17 protein-coding genes are annotated in these 12,647 nt (G+C 59.0%); 4 read left to right on the plus strand and 13 right to left on the minus strand.

Annotation, left to right across the window (positions count from 1 at the left end):
* Positions 1 to 20: 20 nt before the first annotated feature.
* The 6 genes from ACTJI2_RS16375 to ACTJI2_RS16400 all read right to left on the minus strand — a co-directional run bounded on the left by ACTJI2_RS16375 (position 21) and on the right by ACTJI2_RS16400 (position 3,840).
* Positions 21 to 410, minus strand: coding sequence for a hypothetical protein (locus ACTJI2_RS16375; protein ID WP_440842744.1), 390 nt, complete (start codon positions 408 to 410; stop codon positions 21 to 23).
* Positions 411 to 429: 19 nt separating this feature from the next.
* A complete protein-coding gene (locus ACTJI2_RS16380; RefSeq protein WP_203322009.1) occupies positions 430 to 906 on the minus strand; it encodes a VOC family protein in 477 nt (158 codons plus the stop codon).
* Between the two features lie 90 nt (positions 907 to 996).
* Positions 997 to 1,215: a hypothetical protein gene (locus tag ACTJI2_RS16385; RefSeq protein ID WP_183639987.1), complete on the minus strand. Its 219-nt coding sequence runs from the start codon at positions 1,213 to 1,215 to the stop codon at positions 997 to 999.
* 108 nt (positions 1,216 to 1,323) lie between these two features.
* A complete protein-coding gene (locus ACTJI2_RS16390; RefSeq protein WP_192198223.1) occupies positions 1,324 to 1,956 on the minus strand; it encodes a hypothetical protein in 633 nt (210 codons plus the stop codon).
* A 63-nt stretch (positions 1,957 to 2,019) separates the two neighbouring features.
* A complete protein-coding gene (locus ACTJI2_RS16395; RefSeq protein WP_192198224.1) occupies positions 2,020 to 2,910 on the minus strand; it encodes a hypothetical protein in 891 nt (296 codons plus the stop codon).
* Between the two features lie 102 nt (positions 2,911 to 3,012).
* Positions 3,013 to 3,840: a cupin domain-containing protein gene (locus ACTJI2_RS16400; protein WP_440842745.1), complete on the minus strand. Its 828-nt coding sequence runs from the start codon at positions 3,838 to 3,840 to the stop codon at positions 3,013 to 3,015.
* A gap of 128 nt (positions 3,841 to 3,968) precedes the next feature.
* Here ACTJI2_RS16400 and ACTJI2_RS16405 point away from each other — a divergent pair, with 128 nt between their 5' ends.
* Positions 3,969 to 4,919, plus strand: a complete 951-nt coding sequence (locus tag ACTJI2_RS16405) for an alpha/beta fold hydrolase (RefSeq protein WP_440842746.1) — start codon at positions 3,969 to 3,971, stop codon at positions 4,917 to 4,919.
* A 107-nt stretch (positions 4,920 to 5,026) separates the two neighbouring features.
* On the opposite strand, the gene ACTJI2_RS16410 is transcribed toward ACTJI2_RS16405, so the two are convergent.
* From ACTJI2_RS16410 to ACTJI2_RS16430, 5 genes are all read right to left on the minus strand, one after another.
* A complete protein-coding gene (locus ACTJI2_RS16410) occupies positions 5,027 to 5,200 on the minus strand; it encodes a SymE family type I addiction module toxin (protein WP_203322098.1) in 174 nt (57 codons plus the stop codon).
* Between the two features lie 563 nt (positions 5,201 to 5,763).
* Positions 5,764 to 6,018 (minus strand): hypothetical protein, encoded by a 255-nt coding sequence (locus ACTJI2_RS16415; RefSeq protein WP_440842747.1) that lies wholly within the window; start codon positions 6,016 to 6,018, stop codon positions 5,764 to 5,766.
* A 331-nt stretch (positions 6,019 to 6,349) separates the two neighbouring features.
* The gene (locus ACTJI2_RS16420; protein ID WP_440842748.1) at positions 6,350 to 6,916 is read right to left on the minus strand and encodes a Swt1 family HEPN domain-containing protein; all 567 of its coding nucleotides are present in this window, start codon (positions 6,914 to 6,916) and stop codon (positions 6,350 to 6,352) included.
* Positions 6,913 to 7,533: a DUF5343 domain-containing protein gene (locus tag ACTJI2_RS16425; protein ID WP_440842749.1), complete on the minus strand. Its 621-nt coding sequence runs from the start codon at positions 7,531 to 7,533 to the stop codon at positions 6,913 to 6,915. The genes ACTJI2_RS16420 and ACTJI2_RS16425 overlap by 4 nt, the downstream gene beginning before the upstream one ends.
* Positions 7,534 to 7,993: 460 nt before the next feature.
* The gene (locus ACTJI2_RS16430; protein ID WP_440842750.1) at positions 7,994 to 8,485 is read right to left on the minus strand and encodes a restriction endonuclease; all 492 of its coding nucleotides are present in this window, start codon (positions 8,483 to 8,485) and stop codon (positions 7,994 to 7,996) included.
* 248 nt (positions 8,486 to 8,733) lie between these two features.
* Here ACTJI2_RS16430 and ACTJI2_RS16435 point away from each other — a divergent pair, with 248 nt between their 5' ends.
* From ACTJI2_RS16435 to ACTJI2_RS16445, 3 genes are read left to right on the plus strand one after another with little or no spacing between them, the layout of a single operon-like run.
* Positions 8,734 to 9,756, plus strand: coding sequence for a radical SAM protein (locus ACTJI2_RS16435; protein WP_440842751.1), 1,023 nt, complete (start codon positions 8,734 to 8,736; stop codon positions 9,754 to 9,756).
* Positions 9,753 to 10,772: a hypothetical protein gene (locus tag ACTJI2_RS16440; RefSeq protein ID WP_440842752.1), complete on the plus strand. Its 1,020-nt coding sequence runs from the start codon at positions 9,753 to 9,755 to the stop codon at positions 10,770 to 10,772. The genes ACTJI2_RS16435 and ACTJI2_RS16440 overlap by 4 nt, the downstream gene beginning before the upstream one ends.
* A gap of 19 nt (positions 10,773 to 10,791) precedes the next feature.
* The gene (locus tag ACTJI2_RS16445) at positions 10,792 to 11,274 is read left to right on the plus strand and encodes a PH domain-containing protein (protein WP_440842753.1); all 483 of its coding nucleotides are present in this window, start codon (positions 10,792 to 10,794) and stop codon (positions 11,272 to 11,274) included.
* 60 nt (positions 11,275 to 11,334) lie between these two features.
* Here the strand turns inward: ACTJI2_RS16445 and bla are convergent, their stop codons facing one another.
* Both bla and ACTJI2_RS16455 read right to left on the minus strand, forming a co-directional pair.
* On the minus strand, positions 11,335 to 12,213 hold the full coding sequence (bla, locus tag ACTJI2_RS16450; protein WP_440842754.1) for a subclass B3 metallo-beta-lactamase: 879 nt from the start codon (positions 12,211 to 12,213) through the stop codon (positions 11,335 to 11,337).
* A 180-nt stretch (positions 12,214 to 12,393) separates the two neighbouring features.
* A complete protein-coding gene (locus ACTJI2_RS16455) occupies positions 12,394 to 12,606 on the minus strand; it encodes a hypothetical protein (protein ID WP_318288142.1) in 213 nt (70 codons plus the stop codon).
* Between the last annotated feature and the right edge of the window lie 41 nt (positions 12,607 to 12,647).

A 12,647-nucleotide genomic window follows, 5' to 3' on the forward strand; every position in this document is an offset into this window, starting at 1 on the left:
AAAGATAGCACCGGCAGGAGTCATTCGCCTTCATTGGCCTGGCCCGCTCCTTTCGAAGGAACAGGACTATCTGGAATCGAGATCCACAGCCCGGTCTGCGCACCCAAAGAACGGGACGCCCCATCGAAAATCCATTCCACTGCTTCGTCTTCGCTGGCGTGTCGCCATCCCTTTTGAGGTGCGTGACGACCTCGCCGGACCAACAGCTCCGCCTCGGTTCGGCGGACATCCAATGTGGAGTCGTTGTCGTCCGGAACGGGCACATAAATGAGAGCATCAACAGGCAAGGCCCTGATCACCTGCCTAAGCGCACTTCGCATTGACTCACCGGTGATATGGACGTTGTGAACCGTGCCAGCTCCCGAGGGCTGGACGGAGATATGCTTCAGAGGTAACGAGGAAAAGTCCATCGGATCATTCCATCAGTATTTAGCTCGCCACCGCCTTCTCCAGCGCCGCGATGTCGATCTTCTTCATCTCCATCATCGCCTTGAACGCGCGCTCGGCCTGTTCGCCGCCACCACTGACCAGCTCGATCAGGCGCCGGGGGGTGATCTGCCAGCACAGGCCGAAACGGTCCTTGCACCAGCCGCACATGATCTCCTGGCCGCCGCCTTCGGTGATGGCCTTCCAGTAGCGATCGGTTTCCGCCTGATCCTCCGTCGACACCTGGAAGCTCATCGCATCGCTGAAGGTAAACGAGGCCCCGCCGTTCAACAGCAGGAAGGGCTTGCCCAGAATCGTCATCTCGATGGTCAGCACGCCGCCCTGCTTGCCGTCGGGATAGTCGCCGGGCGCGCGGTTGACCTTGTCGATGCGGCTATCGGCGAAGGTGTCCGCGTAGAACTGGGCCGCTTCTTCGGCGTTGCCGTCGAAACACAGGCAGGGCTGGATGCGCGGGATCATGGCGGGCCTCGGGAGTCGGGTTTGGGAGGGGAGCGTACTGCGGCGACATTTGGTTCAAGTGAATTTCAGTCGTTCAGAGCAGCCGAAAGATCAGGACTCGCCCCAGTCAGCAATCGCAAGCCACAACATGAGGGCGCTGCCGCCAGCCAGCAGTACAAGCGCGAGGCAGAATCCGATGGGTTCTTCGGCCCATCCAACCATTGCTCCTTTGGTGTACCTGCCGTACAGCGGCAATTCGCCGTCGGACAGCCCTGTAACGATCATGTACAGACCATAGACGCCCATTGACGCAACCACGATTCTCGCCATGCGCCATACCCATCTGCGCGGGCTTCTCTTTCGCTTTGTCCGGTGGATGAACATGTTCTCTGCCTAAAGATTCTTGCGTTTTGCCCGCTGCCGGTGTGATTCCCGTGTCTACTTGTTTGGCGCTGTCGCCGAGGAATGTTCACTGCCATTGCCACCGGTCAGTCTTTCCAGCCAACGCGCCCCTTCCTTTTTGGCAAGCGTAAACGTCTCCGCCTTGGACAAAAAGATAAATGCCAGGAAGACGAACAGCACCGAATTCACACCACAGATCCAGGCGAACAGGCTCTTCGGACCACCACTGACGGCGGCCACCAGAAATCCGACCGCTGATAAAGCCAGTAGAAAGTACCCAAGGGTATGCAGGAACGAAGTAACCGCCAGCCCCTTCGCGGTTGCATACCGGGACTTGGCCCAGACAACCGTTCTGCCAACCGGGTCGTACTGATACAGGGGCCAAAGCTGCGCGACCTGAAAGATACCGTCCGCGCAATGGTCCGACGCGCATATCCGGCGGATGACACCCGCCGGCAAATAGGTCCCGCACAAATGTCGAGTGGCAACTTCTAGCGCCATATCGTCCATCTGTTCCACGCCCTTCCATAGGCCGAGAAACTCGGTTCGCTGCTGGCTCTTGGTCCTGTGAAGTCCTGTCAGCATCGTGATCGCATAGCCCGCGACCGCAATCGACGCTATCGGCACAACCGCCGATGTCCCTATCGCCTTGAGGATTTCTTCCATCATCTATCTACCCTCCCTGACCCGACATTCTTCCTGAAAGATGGCGCATACCATCTTCCCCGCTTCTCAATACGGCGCCGCGATAGCTTCAAACTCCATTTCGTTGAAGTCACGCAACGTGCGTCTTTCCATCAGCCCTTTGTTCGTCAGACGCCCGGTTTCAAGCCGGCCACCGGTTGCCCAGACCAGACGGTCTCCGTCCAGGTCGGCCCATTCCCAATCCGGGCAAGCAATGGCCCCACTGGAAGGATGAACCAGCACATGCTCATCCCAATAGCAGCCCTTGCCGGGGCCTGCGTAGAGCTGCAGATGCGACATCTTCTTCAGGGTCCAGCCACGGGGGCAGGGCTTTTCAAAGGTGAACCATTCGTTCCGATGATCGGCGCGCTCCCGCCCCGCAAGCGTCCATCCATCCCGCATCAGCCGGTGGTAGTAAACGCCAGGGCATTCGCCACCATAGTCGATGGACGGGCGCCAACTGAGATCGCGGCGTATGTATCGGACGTCATGCATCACCTCGTGCCCGTAGCCGTCATTGAGCCAATAGAGGCCGTTACCGGTCCACAGTCCACCACCGTTCCAGCAATCGCCCTTGGGAAACATCGCCAAGGCTTTCAGATACGGCGCGCGCGAGATGGCAGTCCAGGAGCCCTTGGCCTCGCCGCTCCATTTGCCGTTCATCGCGAAATAGATCAGATGCTCGCCATCCGGTGAAAGATCGCAGCGTCGTTCGTAGATGCGACCTCTGAGCCATTGGCCCAGCCTGAAGTGGTCTTTGCGTCGGTCCCACAGCAGGACAGCCACGGACTTCGCCGGACCACGCCGGATGACGACACCCACCGGCGCATCACGCGCCAGCAGGACATGGATACGAGCCGGAAACTTGGCCATCCCTGATGATTCCTTGAGTCCCTGTTCTGCCTGATCGATCCGATGCGTCTTACCGACCCGCAGCATGCCACGTCCGAAGTCCCCTGCGGCCATCACCAACCGCGAAGCCGCATCACGCCGGCCAACGGCCAGACAGGACGAAGCTGAGCACTCCCGACACGCTTCCCATCACCCCAAAGCCTGCGCACGCTTCCAATCCCGCGGCGCCAGCCCCACGTGCGCCTTGAACGCGCGTGACAGCGCGGCTTCGCTGCCGTAGCCGACGTCGGCGGCCACGACTTTCAGGGGGCGGTCCTGGCGCAGGGCCTGTTGGGCCAGGCTGACCCGCCAGCCTTGCAGGTACTGGCCGGGCGTGATGCCCAGCGTTTCGCGGAAGGCGCCGGCGAAGACGCTGCGCGACATGCCGGCGGTCGCGGCCAGATCGTCCAGCGTCCATTCCCGGGCCGGCGATTCGTGCATGGCCACAAGCGCATGGCGCAGGCGCGGGTGGGACATGCCGGCCAGCATGCCGCCGCGCACCTCGCCGCGTTCCATCAGCTGGCGCAGGATGAGGACCATCAGCGCCTCGAACAGGCGGTTGATCAAGGCATGGCGTCCGCACCGCTGCGCGAACGCCTCGTCGAACAGCAGATCCAGCACCGGCGAGGCGCCATCAATCGCGTCGAGCGGCAGGCAGATGAATTCCGGCAGCGACGCCGCGATGGGATTGCTCGCGCCACCGTCGAAGCGCACGTTGGCGCAGGTCATGTCCGCGCCGCGCACCGGATCGGTGACGAAGCGGTGCGACAGCGGCCGCGGGTACAGCAGCAGGCTGGGCACCTCCACGCAGTGCGAGGCATTGCCGTGGAAGACCTCCACCGCGCCATGCCGGATCAGGTGCAGCTGGCCCAGGCCGGCCTCGGCCTCCAGCAGGTTGACGCCACACAGGGCCCCGGTCTGGAACACCTGGGCGGTGACGGAAAAGCGCTCCAGCAGGGCGGCGAGTCGGTCGGACATCAGGACGCTCGGTCAAGTTTAAAGGACGATACGTAGCCAATCGTATCGCCTTGGCGCGCAAAGTACACCTCGCCAGCCGGCACGGCCTCACCGCCGACCACCCACCCCTTCAGCCAAGGATTCCACCCATGAACGCACTCACCCGCTCCGTCGCCGTCGCCCTGATCGCCTTTGCCGCCCAGACCGGCGCCACCGCCCAGGCCGCCCAATCCCCGCAGACGCCCACCGCCCTGGGCGCCACCGTCAGCGGCAGCTACGTCACCACCCGCGACGGCGTGCAGCTGTACTACAAGGACTGGGGCCCGAAGGACGGCCCGGTCGTCACCTTCAGCCATGGCTGGCCGCTCAACTCGGACAGCTGGGAATCGCAGATGCTGTTCCTGGCCGCCAAGGGCTACCGCGTGGTCGCCCACGACCGCCGCGGCCACGGCCGCTCCAGCCAGCCGTGGGACGGCAACGACATGGACCACTACGCCGACGACCTGGCCGCGGTCATCGAAGCGCTGGACCTGAAGGACGTCACCCTGGTCGGCTTCTCCACCGGCGGCGGCGAAGTGGCCCGCTACATCGGCCGCCACGGCACCGCGCGGGTCAAGAAGGCCGTGCTGGTCAGCGCCGTGCCCCCGCTGATGCTCAAGACCGCCGACAACCCGGGCGGCCTGCCGATCGAAGTGTTCGACGGCCTGCGCAAGGGTTCGCTGGACAACCGCGCGCAGCTGTACACCGACATCGCCTCCGGCCCCTTCTTCAACTTCAACCGTCCAGGCCAGAAGCCGAACGCCGCGCTGATCCAGTCATTCGTCGCCCAGGGCCTGCAGGCCGGCCACAAGAACACGTACGACTCCATCGCCGCATTCTCCGCCACCGACTTCCGCGCCGACCTGAAGAAGTTCGACGTGCCCACCCTGGTGGTCCACGGCGATGACGACCAGATCGTCCCCATCGACAGCTCGGGCAAGGCCTCGGCCGCGCTGGTCAAGGGCGCACAGCTCATCGTCTACAAGGGCGCGCCGCACGGCCTGGCGGACACCCACAAGGATCGCCTCAACCAGGACCTGCTGGACTTCCTGAGCAAGTAAGCCAGCCGCATGGCAACAGGCCCGGACAGTGATGTCCGGGCCTGTTGTTTTTGTGGGTGGTGATACCGGGTTCGGTCAGCGAGGCCGCGCCGGCATGGCGTCAATCGTCAACCGCGCGTGCGCCGACTCACCAGCAACACGCCACGCCCGACCGTCACCTGCAAATCGTCGCCGACCGCGAAGCCGCATTGCTCCAGCCAGCGGCCGGACAGGCGCAGCTTGGGCACGGGACGGCTGACGACCTGCTCGTCGTGGCGTTCGTCGTAATACTGGAAACCCATCGTGCAGCGGTGCGGGATGCGGAAGCGGCGCTGTGGGCGCGGAGGCTTTGCGAGTGGCGGCGGTTCGGGTGATGCGGCTTCCGTGGCGGGTGGATCTTCCGCGATGGTCCAGACGCATCGGGCGCGACGGGGTTTGCGGGGGGATTTGGGCGCGGCTGCGCGCGCCGGTGACTTGCGACGGGGCATGTGGGATTCCTTGTGTTGACTGGAATCCGCCGCTTCCGCTGCTAAACGAAGGCGACGGACGGTACGCGGTTAGCAGACCGGCCACAAGGAACCGGCAGACCTCGCGGTCTCCGCGCACCGCCCGCCATGTAACGGGCATGCTTCCATACGCCGATGACGGCGCAAAAAAAGCGCCGGTCATCGGTCGATGGGCGCTGGTGCGCCTTGTGAGTCGGGCTGCTAAACCCGGCTGCCGGATTTAGGGCAGCGGGGGAATGGTGCTATGAGAAGTTCGTGCCGTCAAATGACATTGGATAATTCTCTTCTGGGTGGACTTCGTCACAGGATCCTTCCAGAACGTATACCTAGCTCTGAAATGGAATGGCATTCGGCAACTATCAGGCATCATCATCGATGCATGCGCGCTCCAGAGCACGAACCAAAATACTCAGTATTTGCAGACTTTCTGCAACAAGCATCCTGTCTCGCTCTACCTGTGGATCCTTATCTCCATGAATAAGATTGCATCGTACCTGATACAGAATTGCAGAAACAGCAGCCAGCCTCCCCACAGGGGTTTCTTTTCTGTTCCGGTACATTGCTGCGTATCGTTGAGAAGCAGCCCGGAAGCTCGAATCCCAGTATTCAATCATCATGTTTCCGGGCGGAATTTCGAGCAACCTATCAACGGATCTCGCCACATGACGAAGAACAGATAGCGCTTGACGATCATTGAGATTTCTTCGAACCGAAGAAATAACGCGAGACCGCTCTTTTCTATCTGGCTCTCCACCGTAGATTGCGTTAAATGCCATCCAGAGATTCGAGAACTCCTGCCACTCACGTGGTGCTCTGGTACGTATGCGGCGTGCCAACGCTGCTCTAAGGGCACTCGATGTTCCGTTCACTACGGCCTCCTTCTTACTTGATTCCCTACCTAATTCAAGAAAATCCGCCCTATAGACTTGCACCAATCGTCTGGCGTCATGGTGCTACCACACGAAACCAATCGCGCATCACCTGACGCACCCGGCCAATCTCTTCCGCCGGAATTTCCGTCATATGACAAACGGTGTTCCGAAGGTGCCCGACAAGCCTCGCCTCTTGGATGAGCCCTTTATCTCTAACGATCTCATCGAAGCTCCCTTTCCAAGCGAATTCAATGACGCGAAGGAGCTGAGGAAAAGTCATAAGTGCCGATTTGTCCCGAGACCCCAGAGCCATCCAACTCTTGGTTTCCTCGGTCTCTTCCAGCTTCATTACTTCGTCTTGAACATCTTTTGGAACTTTGTCCCACCACTGCAGTGATGGATCTTTTGAAAGAACCTCAACGACAAAATCACGCAGAAAATTCTCAAAAACAAAAAAGAGGCGATATGCCTCGGCAGCAGTAGTTGCTCGCTTCACTTTTTCAGGCAGTAGAGGAGCCAGGTCATATGATGGCGACAAGAGCAAAGAATCTTCTGATACGACTTCATCAATAGCTGCGATTGAGCGAGATGCAGTCTGACCTAGCATCACAAACAGAGCGGCTCTTGAGTCGATGGTCATTGAAATGTCTTTCTAAGGGCGTTGAAAATATTGAGATAGACGTCTTCTGTAGCGTTAGAAGGAAGATGAATCTGAATGTTGTAATGAAACTCAGGTCGAAGCGAACGACCTATCTTCGTCGATGCCACCTCGCGCTGTGTGTTCCCGCTATCCTCGTTCTCGGCATCTTCCGGATCCGATACCATCGGAGAAGGGAGCGAAAAATCTGCTGCGCGGACAAGCGCATTGAATGTGCCTGTGATTCGAGAGGTCATGTCGTCGTCAGATCCAGACACTTGGGCGACCAACCCCTTAAGCTTGTCGCCACTATGGGTATGAGCCTTTTCGTCTGCTTCAAAAAGCGGCGCATATGCAATCTTTACTGCTTGACCAAGCGCGACCTTTGCAGTGTCTTTACTCTTTAAGAGCCGATATGTGCTTGTTGGAGTTCCGGACTGATCGATGAAGCCCAATGCTCGCAGAAGAGGAATGAATCCTCGATCGTTCGTATTTTTGAGACCAAGCGTAGTCTGGAGAAAGCTGTGTGTGAACTTGTCAGGCACTTTCGCGGATTGAATCTTGGAGAATAGTGTTTCGACATTCCTGTTTGATGCGAGATAGGGAAGCGGCGAAGCCATCAACTTTTCTCCAGTAAGTGATTGTCAGGTCTAGCCCACAAACCTATCCAATCGGACAAGCAGAATCGATTTAGATAAAATTTTGCATCTACAGCGAGTATTCAAAGTACCCGCCGCTACCATAATCATATAGCGAAGTAGATACACCGTTGACGCTCCCACTAAAGTGAGATGACGATCCGTAGTCATATCCTTCGTATTCACTACCATTTATCTGAAGATCAACGTGATTGGAATTCCCATAGTCGTACAAACTAAACTGTCCGCGCGAACCGTCGCCACTGAAATAAGCGCTTCGACTATAGTCATACACATCCACATTCGTGGCCGTCACCGCTCCATCAATAGTGATGTATCGGGATCCTGAGTAGTCGTAAACAGCAGACGCATTTCGGCCCGAGATTAGACGGAGTGCGACGTACGCGATGCAAGCTCTAGTGTCTGGCCTCATAATTTTCTCCTAAAAACATCGTTTCTCCGCATTTTGACAATGTGGAAAATCGTAGATTTTTTGCTTGTACTTCGTAAAAATACGCCGGCCATCGCGACGCAGAATCAGATCGATGCCGCCGTCGGCGCCGCCCAGGCCGGTTTCTTCGACGCTGTAGCCGCGACGGCGGAAGGCTTCGCCTACCAATCGCTCGAAGTCGCGCCAACCCAGCGCGGCGATGCTTTCCAGACCGGTGCATGTATCCAGCAACTGGCGAGTGCGCCGGGCATTGAAGAACGAGACCAGCGCGCCGATGGCGCACATGCCGAAGAACAGCCAGCCGAGCAGCGAGAACGGATTGGACGCACCGGCGAACGCCTGCGCCAACGACCCGCCCTGACGAGCGAACCACATCGGCACGCCGTGAGCGAGCGTGAGATAGCCCAGCGCGCCGACCACCAGACCAACCGGCCAAGGCAGGCCCGCCAGCACGTCGATGAGATTGCGTTTACCACGTCCCATGTGGCCTTCCCCATTACCCCGGGGCGGACCATAGCGCGAATCTGGGCGCTATTGAAGTGGTCCACATGCCGCTTGTCGGGTCGCCTTGGATTGATCGCGATGCCGGGTCGCCATTGGCCTATGGGATGGATCGAATTGCTGTGAGCGATATCCGCAAGTGCTGCTGACAAACGGGGAAAAGCACTGAGTTCGATCGCTTGCTATTCCTACCGCTACCGATGGGGAAGGCATCTGGGGCGGGAACAAAGGTGGACAAGCTCATATCTCCGAAGAGCATGACCGTGTTGTGCACGTATCAGTGCACGGCCGCCTGTCAGCAATGCTGCTTCGAGTCCAATCCATCCATCACTGGACGCCTGGACAGTCAGACCATCCAAGCCAGGATTCTAGAGGCTATCCAGGCCTTTCCTGATATCCGCGTTGTTGTTTTCAGTGGGGGAGAGGCGTTTCTCCTGAAAGAGCAGCTCACCGAGTGCATTGCCTTTGCCACCCGCCATGGCCTGGGGACACGCGTGGTCACCAATGGATTCTGGGCAAAGCGCATGGAACGAGCGGAAACGATAAGCCGTGCCGTGTCCGATGCCGGTCTGAGTGAGCTGAACATCAGCACTGGGCGGGACCATCAGGCGTTCGTCCCCGGGGAGACCGTCATCAACGCCGCGATTGCCGCCGTCGGAGCAGGCATCCGCACGCTGATTACCGTCGAGACCGATACCGCCGAAAGTGACTGCCACGCGGCTCTCATGTCTGATCCCCGCATCGGAGATCTTGTCAGAAGCGGGAAGCTGACCGTCATCTCCAACTTCTGGATGCCGTTCCACGCCGACGCGCCCGCAAGGGCGCAGGAACCCGATGTTCGGGGCTTGCGCAAGGGTTGCAAGCAGGTCTTCGACAACATCGTCATTACGCCGCACGACAATCTGTCCGCATGCTGTGGATTGACGTTGGAACACATTCCCGAATTACGCCTAGGCAAAAACACCGGCGACAACATCAGGGATGACTATCTGTCCCAGTCGCAAGACTTCATGAAGTACTGGCTGAGTGTAGACGGGCCTTACACGATCATCGAGCGCGTTGCTGGCACCCGTGCGGAAGAATTCCTTCAGGGCGTTGTCCATCAGTGCCAGGCATGCGCCGTCCTCCATCGAACGCCATTCCTGAAAGAAGAGGCAGTCAAACAGTATCCCCTGTTCGCCAAGGAGATCATGACTCGCTTCATCCTGGATAGGACGCTCGACATGCAGAAGCCATCCAAAGCAGGAGCATGAAATTGAAAAGAAGGAAGTTCGTCAAAGCAACACTCCTGACCATTCCAGCCGTTGGTGTTGCCCAGACCAGACTCTATGGAACTCCGGAGAGCGTTGCGCCACGTTCTGTCGGACTCGCCTCCGACAGGCTTTTGCTGCCCATATCCCGCTCCGGCCTACCTCCGGAGTTCTGGAAGGATATTCAGTCAGTCAGTGCGGCTGTGATTCGGATCTTCGATTCAGAAGAGGCCGCAAGCCGGTTCCATGCCAATCCCGTGGGTTACATGCAAGAACATGGACTGGATACTTCGGACCGCGTAATGGCGAATGGATCGTTTCGCCTACTCACGAGTCTTTCCGATCCAGGAACGAAGGACTACATCCGCAGAAAGGACTACAGCGGATTCCTGGCCAGGCTGAGGCAGAACGGTGTTCTCAACGGCTTCCAGTCTGCCGATCTGACGCGGAGAATCGAGTCTGGAATCAATGCAAGACGCCAAGAAATCCAGGCAATGATGAATCGAAGGTTCTCGGACACGCCATCCCAACGCGAGGCACTCTTGTTTGCGCTCGGCGATGAAAGGCATTCGCTTTCCGAAGAGGATCTGTCGATCGCCAGCGAGCTCCTTTCCATGGATATGACGGGCCCTCTTGCGACCTTTGCCCTGGTCGTTGCAATTGCTGCCGTCCTGATCACCGTGTTGGCAGAGGTGATGGTATTCACGGTGGTTACGGCCTGGGTCAGTGTCCACGGGCCGGAGCTGGGGATATCTCCACCGGAGGTGGGTATATCTCCACCAATGGTCGCAATGCTTGACCCCCACGTGGGGGAAGACATGGATCGCATTGGCAAGATTTCCATCTTGTCTGGAGACAGGGAGATCCTTGTCCGTGGTATGCAGGAGGCGGTGATCGCCGAAATGACAGCGGTGGTGACCGCCATGCAGAACAGTGGACTTCTATCTCTGAGCCCCGAACAGTCTGAACGCATCATTGAGGCAATGAGCACCTATGCAATCAAAACCACCGGACTCTGAGGGCGCTGGAACGCCCCGTATGTTCAGCGTCAACACCTTCAATTGGAAATCCATCACCGCATTGGCCGTATTCGCCACGGCCGTTGCGATGCTGATCGCCAACCAGAACGACCGTGGCTTCTCTATCTACGTGCTCTCCATCGCGGGACTTATCTTCCTTGCCACCTTTTTCCAGCTCCATGTATCGAAGATATGCGTCTCAGATGATCATCTGATTGCGGGTGGTGGCCTCTACAAGATCCGGCTTCCCCTTGCACAGGTAGATGTGGGCGGAGCTTCGATTCTCTCCCCTGCCGAGAAGAGGAGTCCCGGATGGAGACTCAATGGAATTGGCATCCCGGGTTACTGCCAGGGATGGTTTAGTGGTCCCAGAAGCAAGAAGGTCTTTGCGGTCCTGACAAGTCGAAAGAACATCGTCTATGTCCCTACGTCAGCCGGATTCGACCTGATGCTCACGCCTGATGACCCTGAGAGCTTCCTGCGTGCTCTTGGTAAGAACTAGGTGGCGGTATTCGCGGGGATTGACCCAGGATTCAACCCTAAACCGGAACCACTTTCACCCTCAAGGTCGCTTCCCGCCTTCCTGTTCCTTCAACGCGTCCTCGAACGCCGCCCTGAAATCCTTCACCAACGTGGAAAGCAGGCCGGGTTCAACAAACGCATCCACTTCCCCCGCATCATGCCTAGCCGCCCGCTCCAGCACATCCGCCATCTCGGGATGGCTGGTCAGCACGATGTCCGCGCGCGTGGCGGCAAGCTTGGCGAAGGTGGCGCGGTAGTCGTCGGCGATGCCGGGGTATGCCTGGTTGCCAACCAGGGTGTTGCCGGCCACGGTGATGCTGCACAGGAACAGCACCTGGCGCGGGGTGCCGCGGTCGTCCACGGTCATGCTCCAACTGGTGCAGCCGCGGGTGTGGCCGGGGGTTAGGTGGGCGGTCAGGACGACGTCGCCCAGGCGGACCTGCTGGCCGTCGCGGATGACCTCGTCCACCGGGATGGGGTCGAAGGGCATGACGCCGTAGTTGTTGTCGCCCTCGTTCCGGCCGTTCTCCAGCGCCCAGCGGTCGCCTTCGCTGGCGAGGAAGCGCGCGCCGGTGTCGCGCTTGAGCTGCGCCATGGCGCCGACGTGGTCGGCATGGGCGTGGTCGCTGAGCAGCAGTTTGACCTCGCGTAGGGGCACGCCCAGGCTTTCGATGTTGCGCTCGATCTGGCTGGCGTTCTCCGCCAGCGTGGCGTCGAGCAGGATGGCGCCTTCATCCGATTTGATGAGATAGGCGGCGAGGCCCTGGGTGCCGACGTAGTAGACGTTGCCGGCGATATGGAAAGGTTTGACTGGCGCCGTCCATTCCGGCGGGTCCTGTGCCAGGACCGGCAGCGCCACGACCGCCATGACCGCCGCGACAACCCGCAGCCCCCAACGAAACTCATGTCCGCTCTTCAATTTGCCGCCTCCTTGTTGGATTTGGCGAAGACATTGCCCGTGGATGTTCTGGCGTACAAATGACCAAAATTTGTCCGACGCATTAGTTGTTCTCATGGGAATGCCATCGACCGGATGGCGAGTCCGCTTCGTCGCCCCGTAGTGCACTGCATGCGGACCGAATCGGGCCTGCGAAGGCGCTTAGCCGCCAGCGAGCAAATCCGCACGAATTACCTGGACGACCACGCCATTTGCGACAAGCTGTGAGCCTTCGTGCAGCCTGAAGTTGAATCCTTGCTTCAACCTTCCCATTTGCAGCTCCGGTGCGAGCAGCCACAACTCCGCACGCGCCGTCTTACCGGGATACAGCACCCCGTCCGGAAATTCGATATGGGCATCGTTGTAGTGCGGCAACCCAAAGTCATTGTTCGGTCGCCACCCGCTGCCCCTTCCTC

The organism is Pseudoxanthomonas sp. 22568 (assembly GCF_052044485.1).
GTDB lineage: Bacteria > Pseudomonadota > Gammaproteobacteria > Xanthomonadales > Xanthomonadaceae > Pseudoxanthomonas_A > Pseudoxanthomonas_A beigongshangi.

Excerpts from the sequence above, each read along its gene's own strand:
- ACTJI2_RS16395 (WP_192198224.1), bottom strand. The coding sequence starts at position 2,910 with ATGCTGCGGGTCGGTAAGACGCATCGGATCGATCAGGCAGAACAGGGA.
- ACTJI2_RS16390 (WP_192198223.1), bottom strand. The coding sequence starts at position 1,956 with ATGATGGAAGAAATCCTCAAGGCGATAGGGACATCGGCGGTTGTGCCG.
- ACTJI2_RS16420 (WP_440842748.1), bottom strand. The coding sequence starts at position 6,916 with ATGACCATCGACTCAAGAGCCGCTCTGTTTGTGATGCTAGGTCAGACT.
- ACTJI2_RS16405 (WP_440842746.1), top strand. The coding sequence starts at position 3,969 with ATGAACGCACTCACCCGCTCCGTCGCCGTCGCCCTGATCGCCTTTGCC.
- ACTJI2_RS16415 (WP_440842747.1), bottom strand. The coding sequence starts at position 6,018 with ATGATTGAATACTGGGATTCGAGCTTCCGGGCTGCTTCTCAACGATAC.
- ACTJI2_RS16375 (WP_440842744.1), bottom strand. The coding sequence starts at position 410 with ATGGACTTTTCCTCGTTACCTCTGAAGCATATCTCCGTCCAGCCCTCG.
- ACTJI2_RS16425 (WP_440842749.1), bottom strand. The coding sequence starts at position 7,533 with ATGGCTTCGCCGCTTCCCTATCTCGCATCAAACAGGAATGTCGAAACA.
- ACTJI2_RS16385 (WP_183639987.1), bottom strand. The coding sequence starts at position 1,215 with ATGGCGAGAATCGTGGTTGCGTCAATGGGCGTCTATGGTCTGTACATG.
- ACTJI2_RS16380 (WP_203322009.1), bottom strand. The coding sequence starts at position 906 with ATGATCCCGCGCATCCAGCCCTGCCTGTGTTTCGACGGCAACGCCGAA.
- ACTJI2_RS16445 (WP_440842753.1), top strand. The coding sequence starts at position 10,792 with ATGTTCAGCGTCAACACCTTCAATTGGAAATCCATCACCGCATTGGCC.
- ACTJI2_RS16410 (WP_203322098.1), bottom strand. The coding sequence starts at position 5,200 with ATGGGTTTCCAGTATTACGACGAACGCCACGACGAGCAGGTCGTCAGC.
- ACTJI2_RS16440 (WP_440842752.1), top strand. The coding sequence starts at position 9,753 with ATGAAATTGAAAAGAAGGAAGTTCGTCAAAGCAACACTCCTGACCATT.
- ACTJI2_RS16430 (WP_440842750.1), bottom strand. The coding sequence starts at position 8,485 with ATGGGACGTGGTAAACGCAATCTCATCGACGTGCTGGCGGGCCTGCCT.
- ACTJI2_RS16400 (WP_440842745.1), bottom strand. The coding sequence starts at position 3,840 with ATGTCCGACCGACTCGCCGCCCTGCTGGAGCGCTTTTCCGTCACCGCC.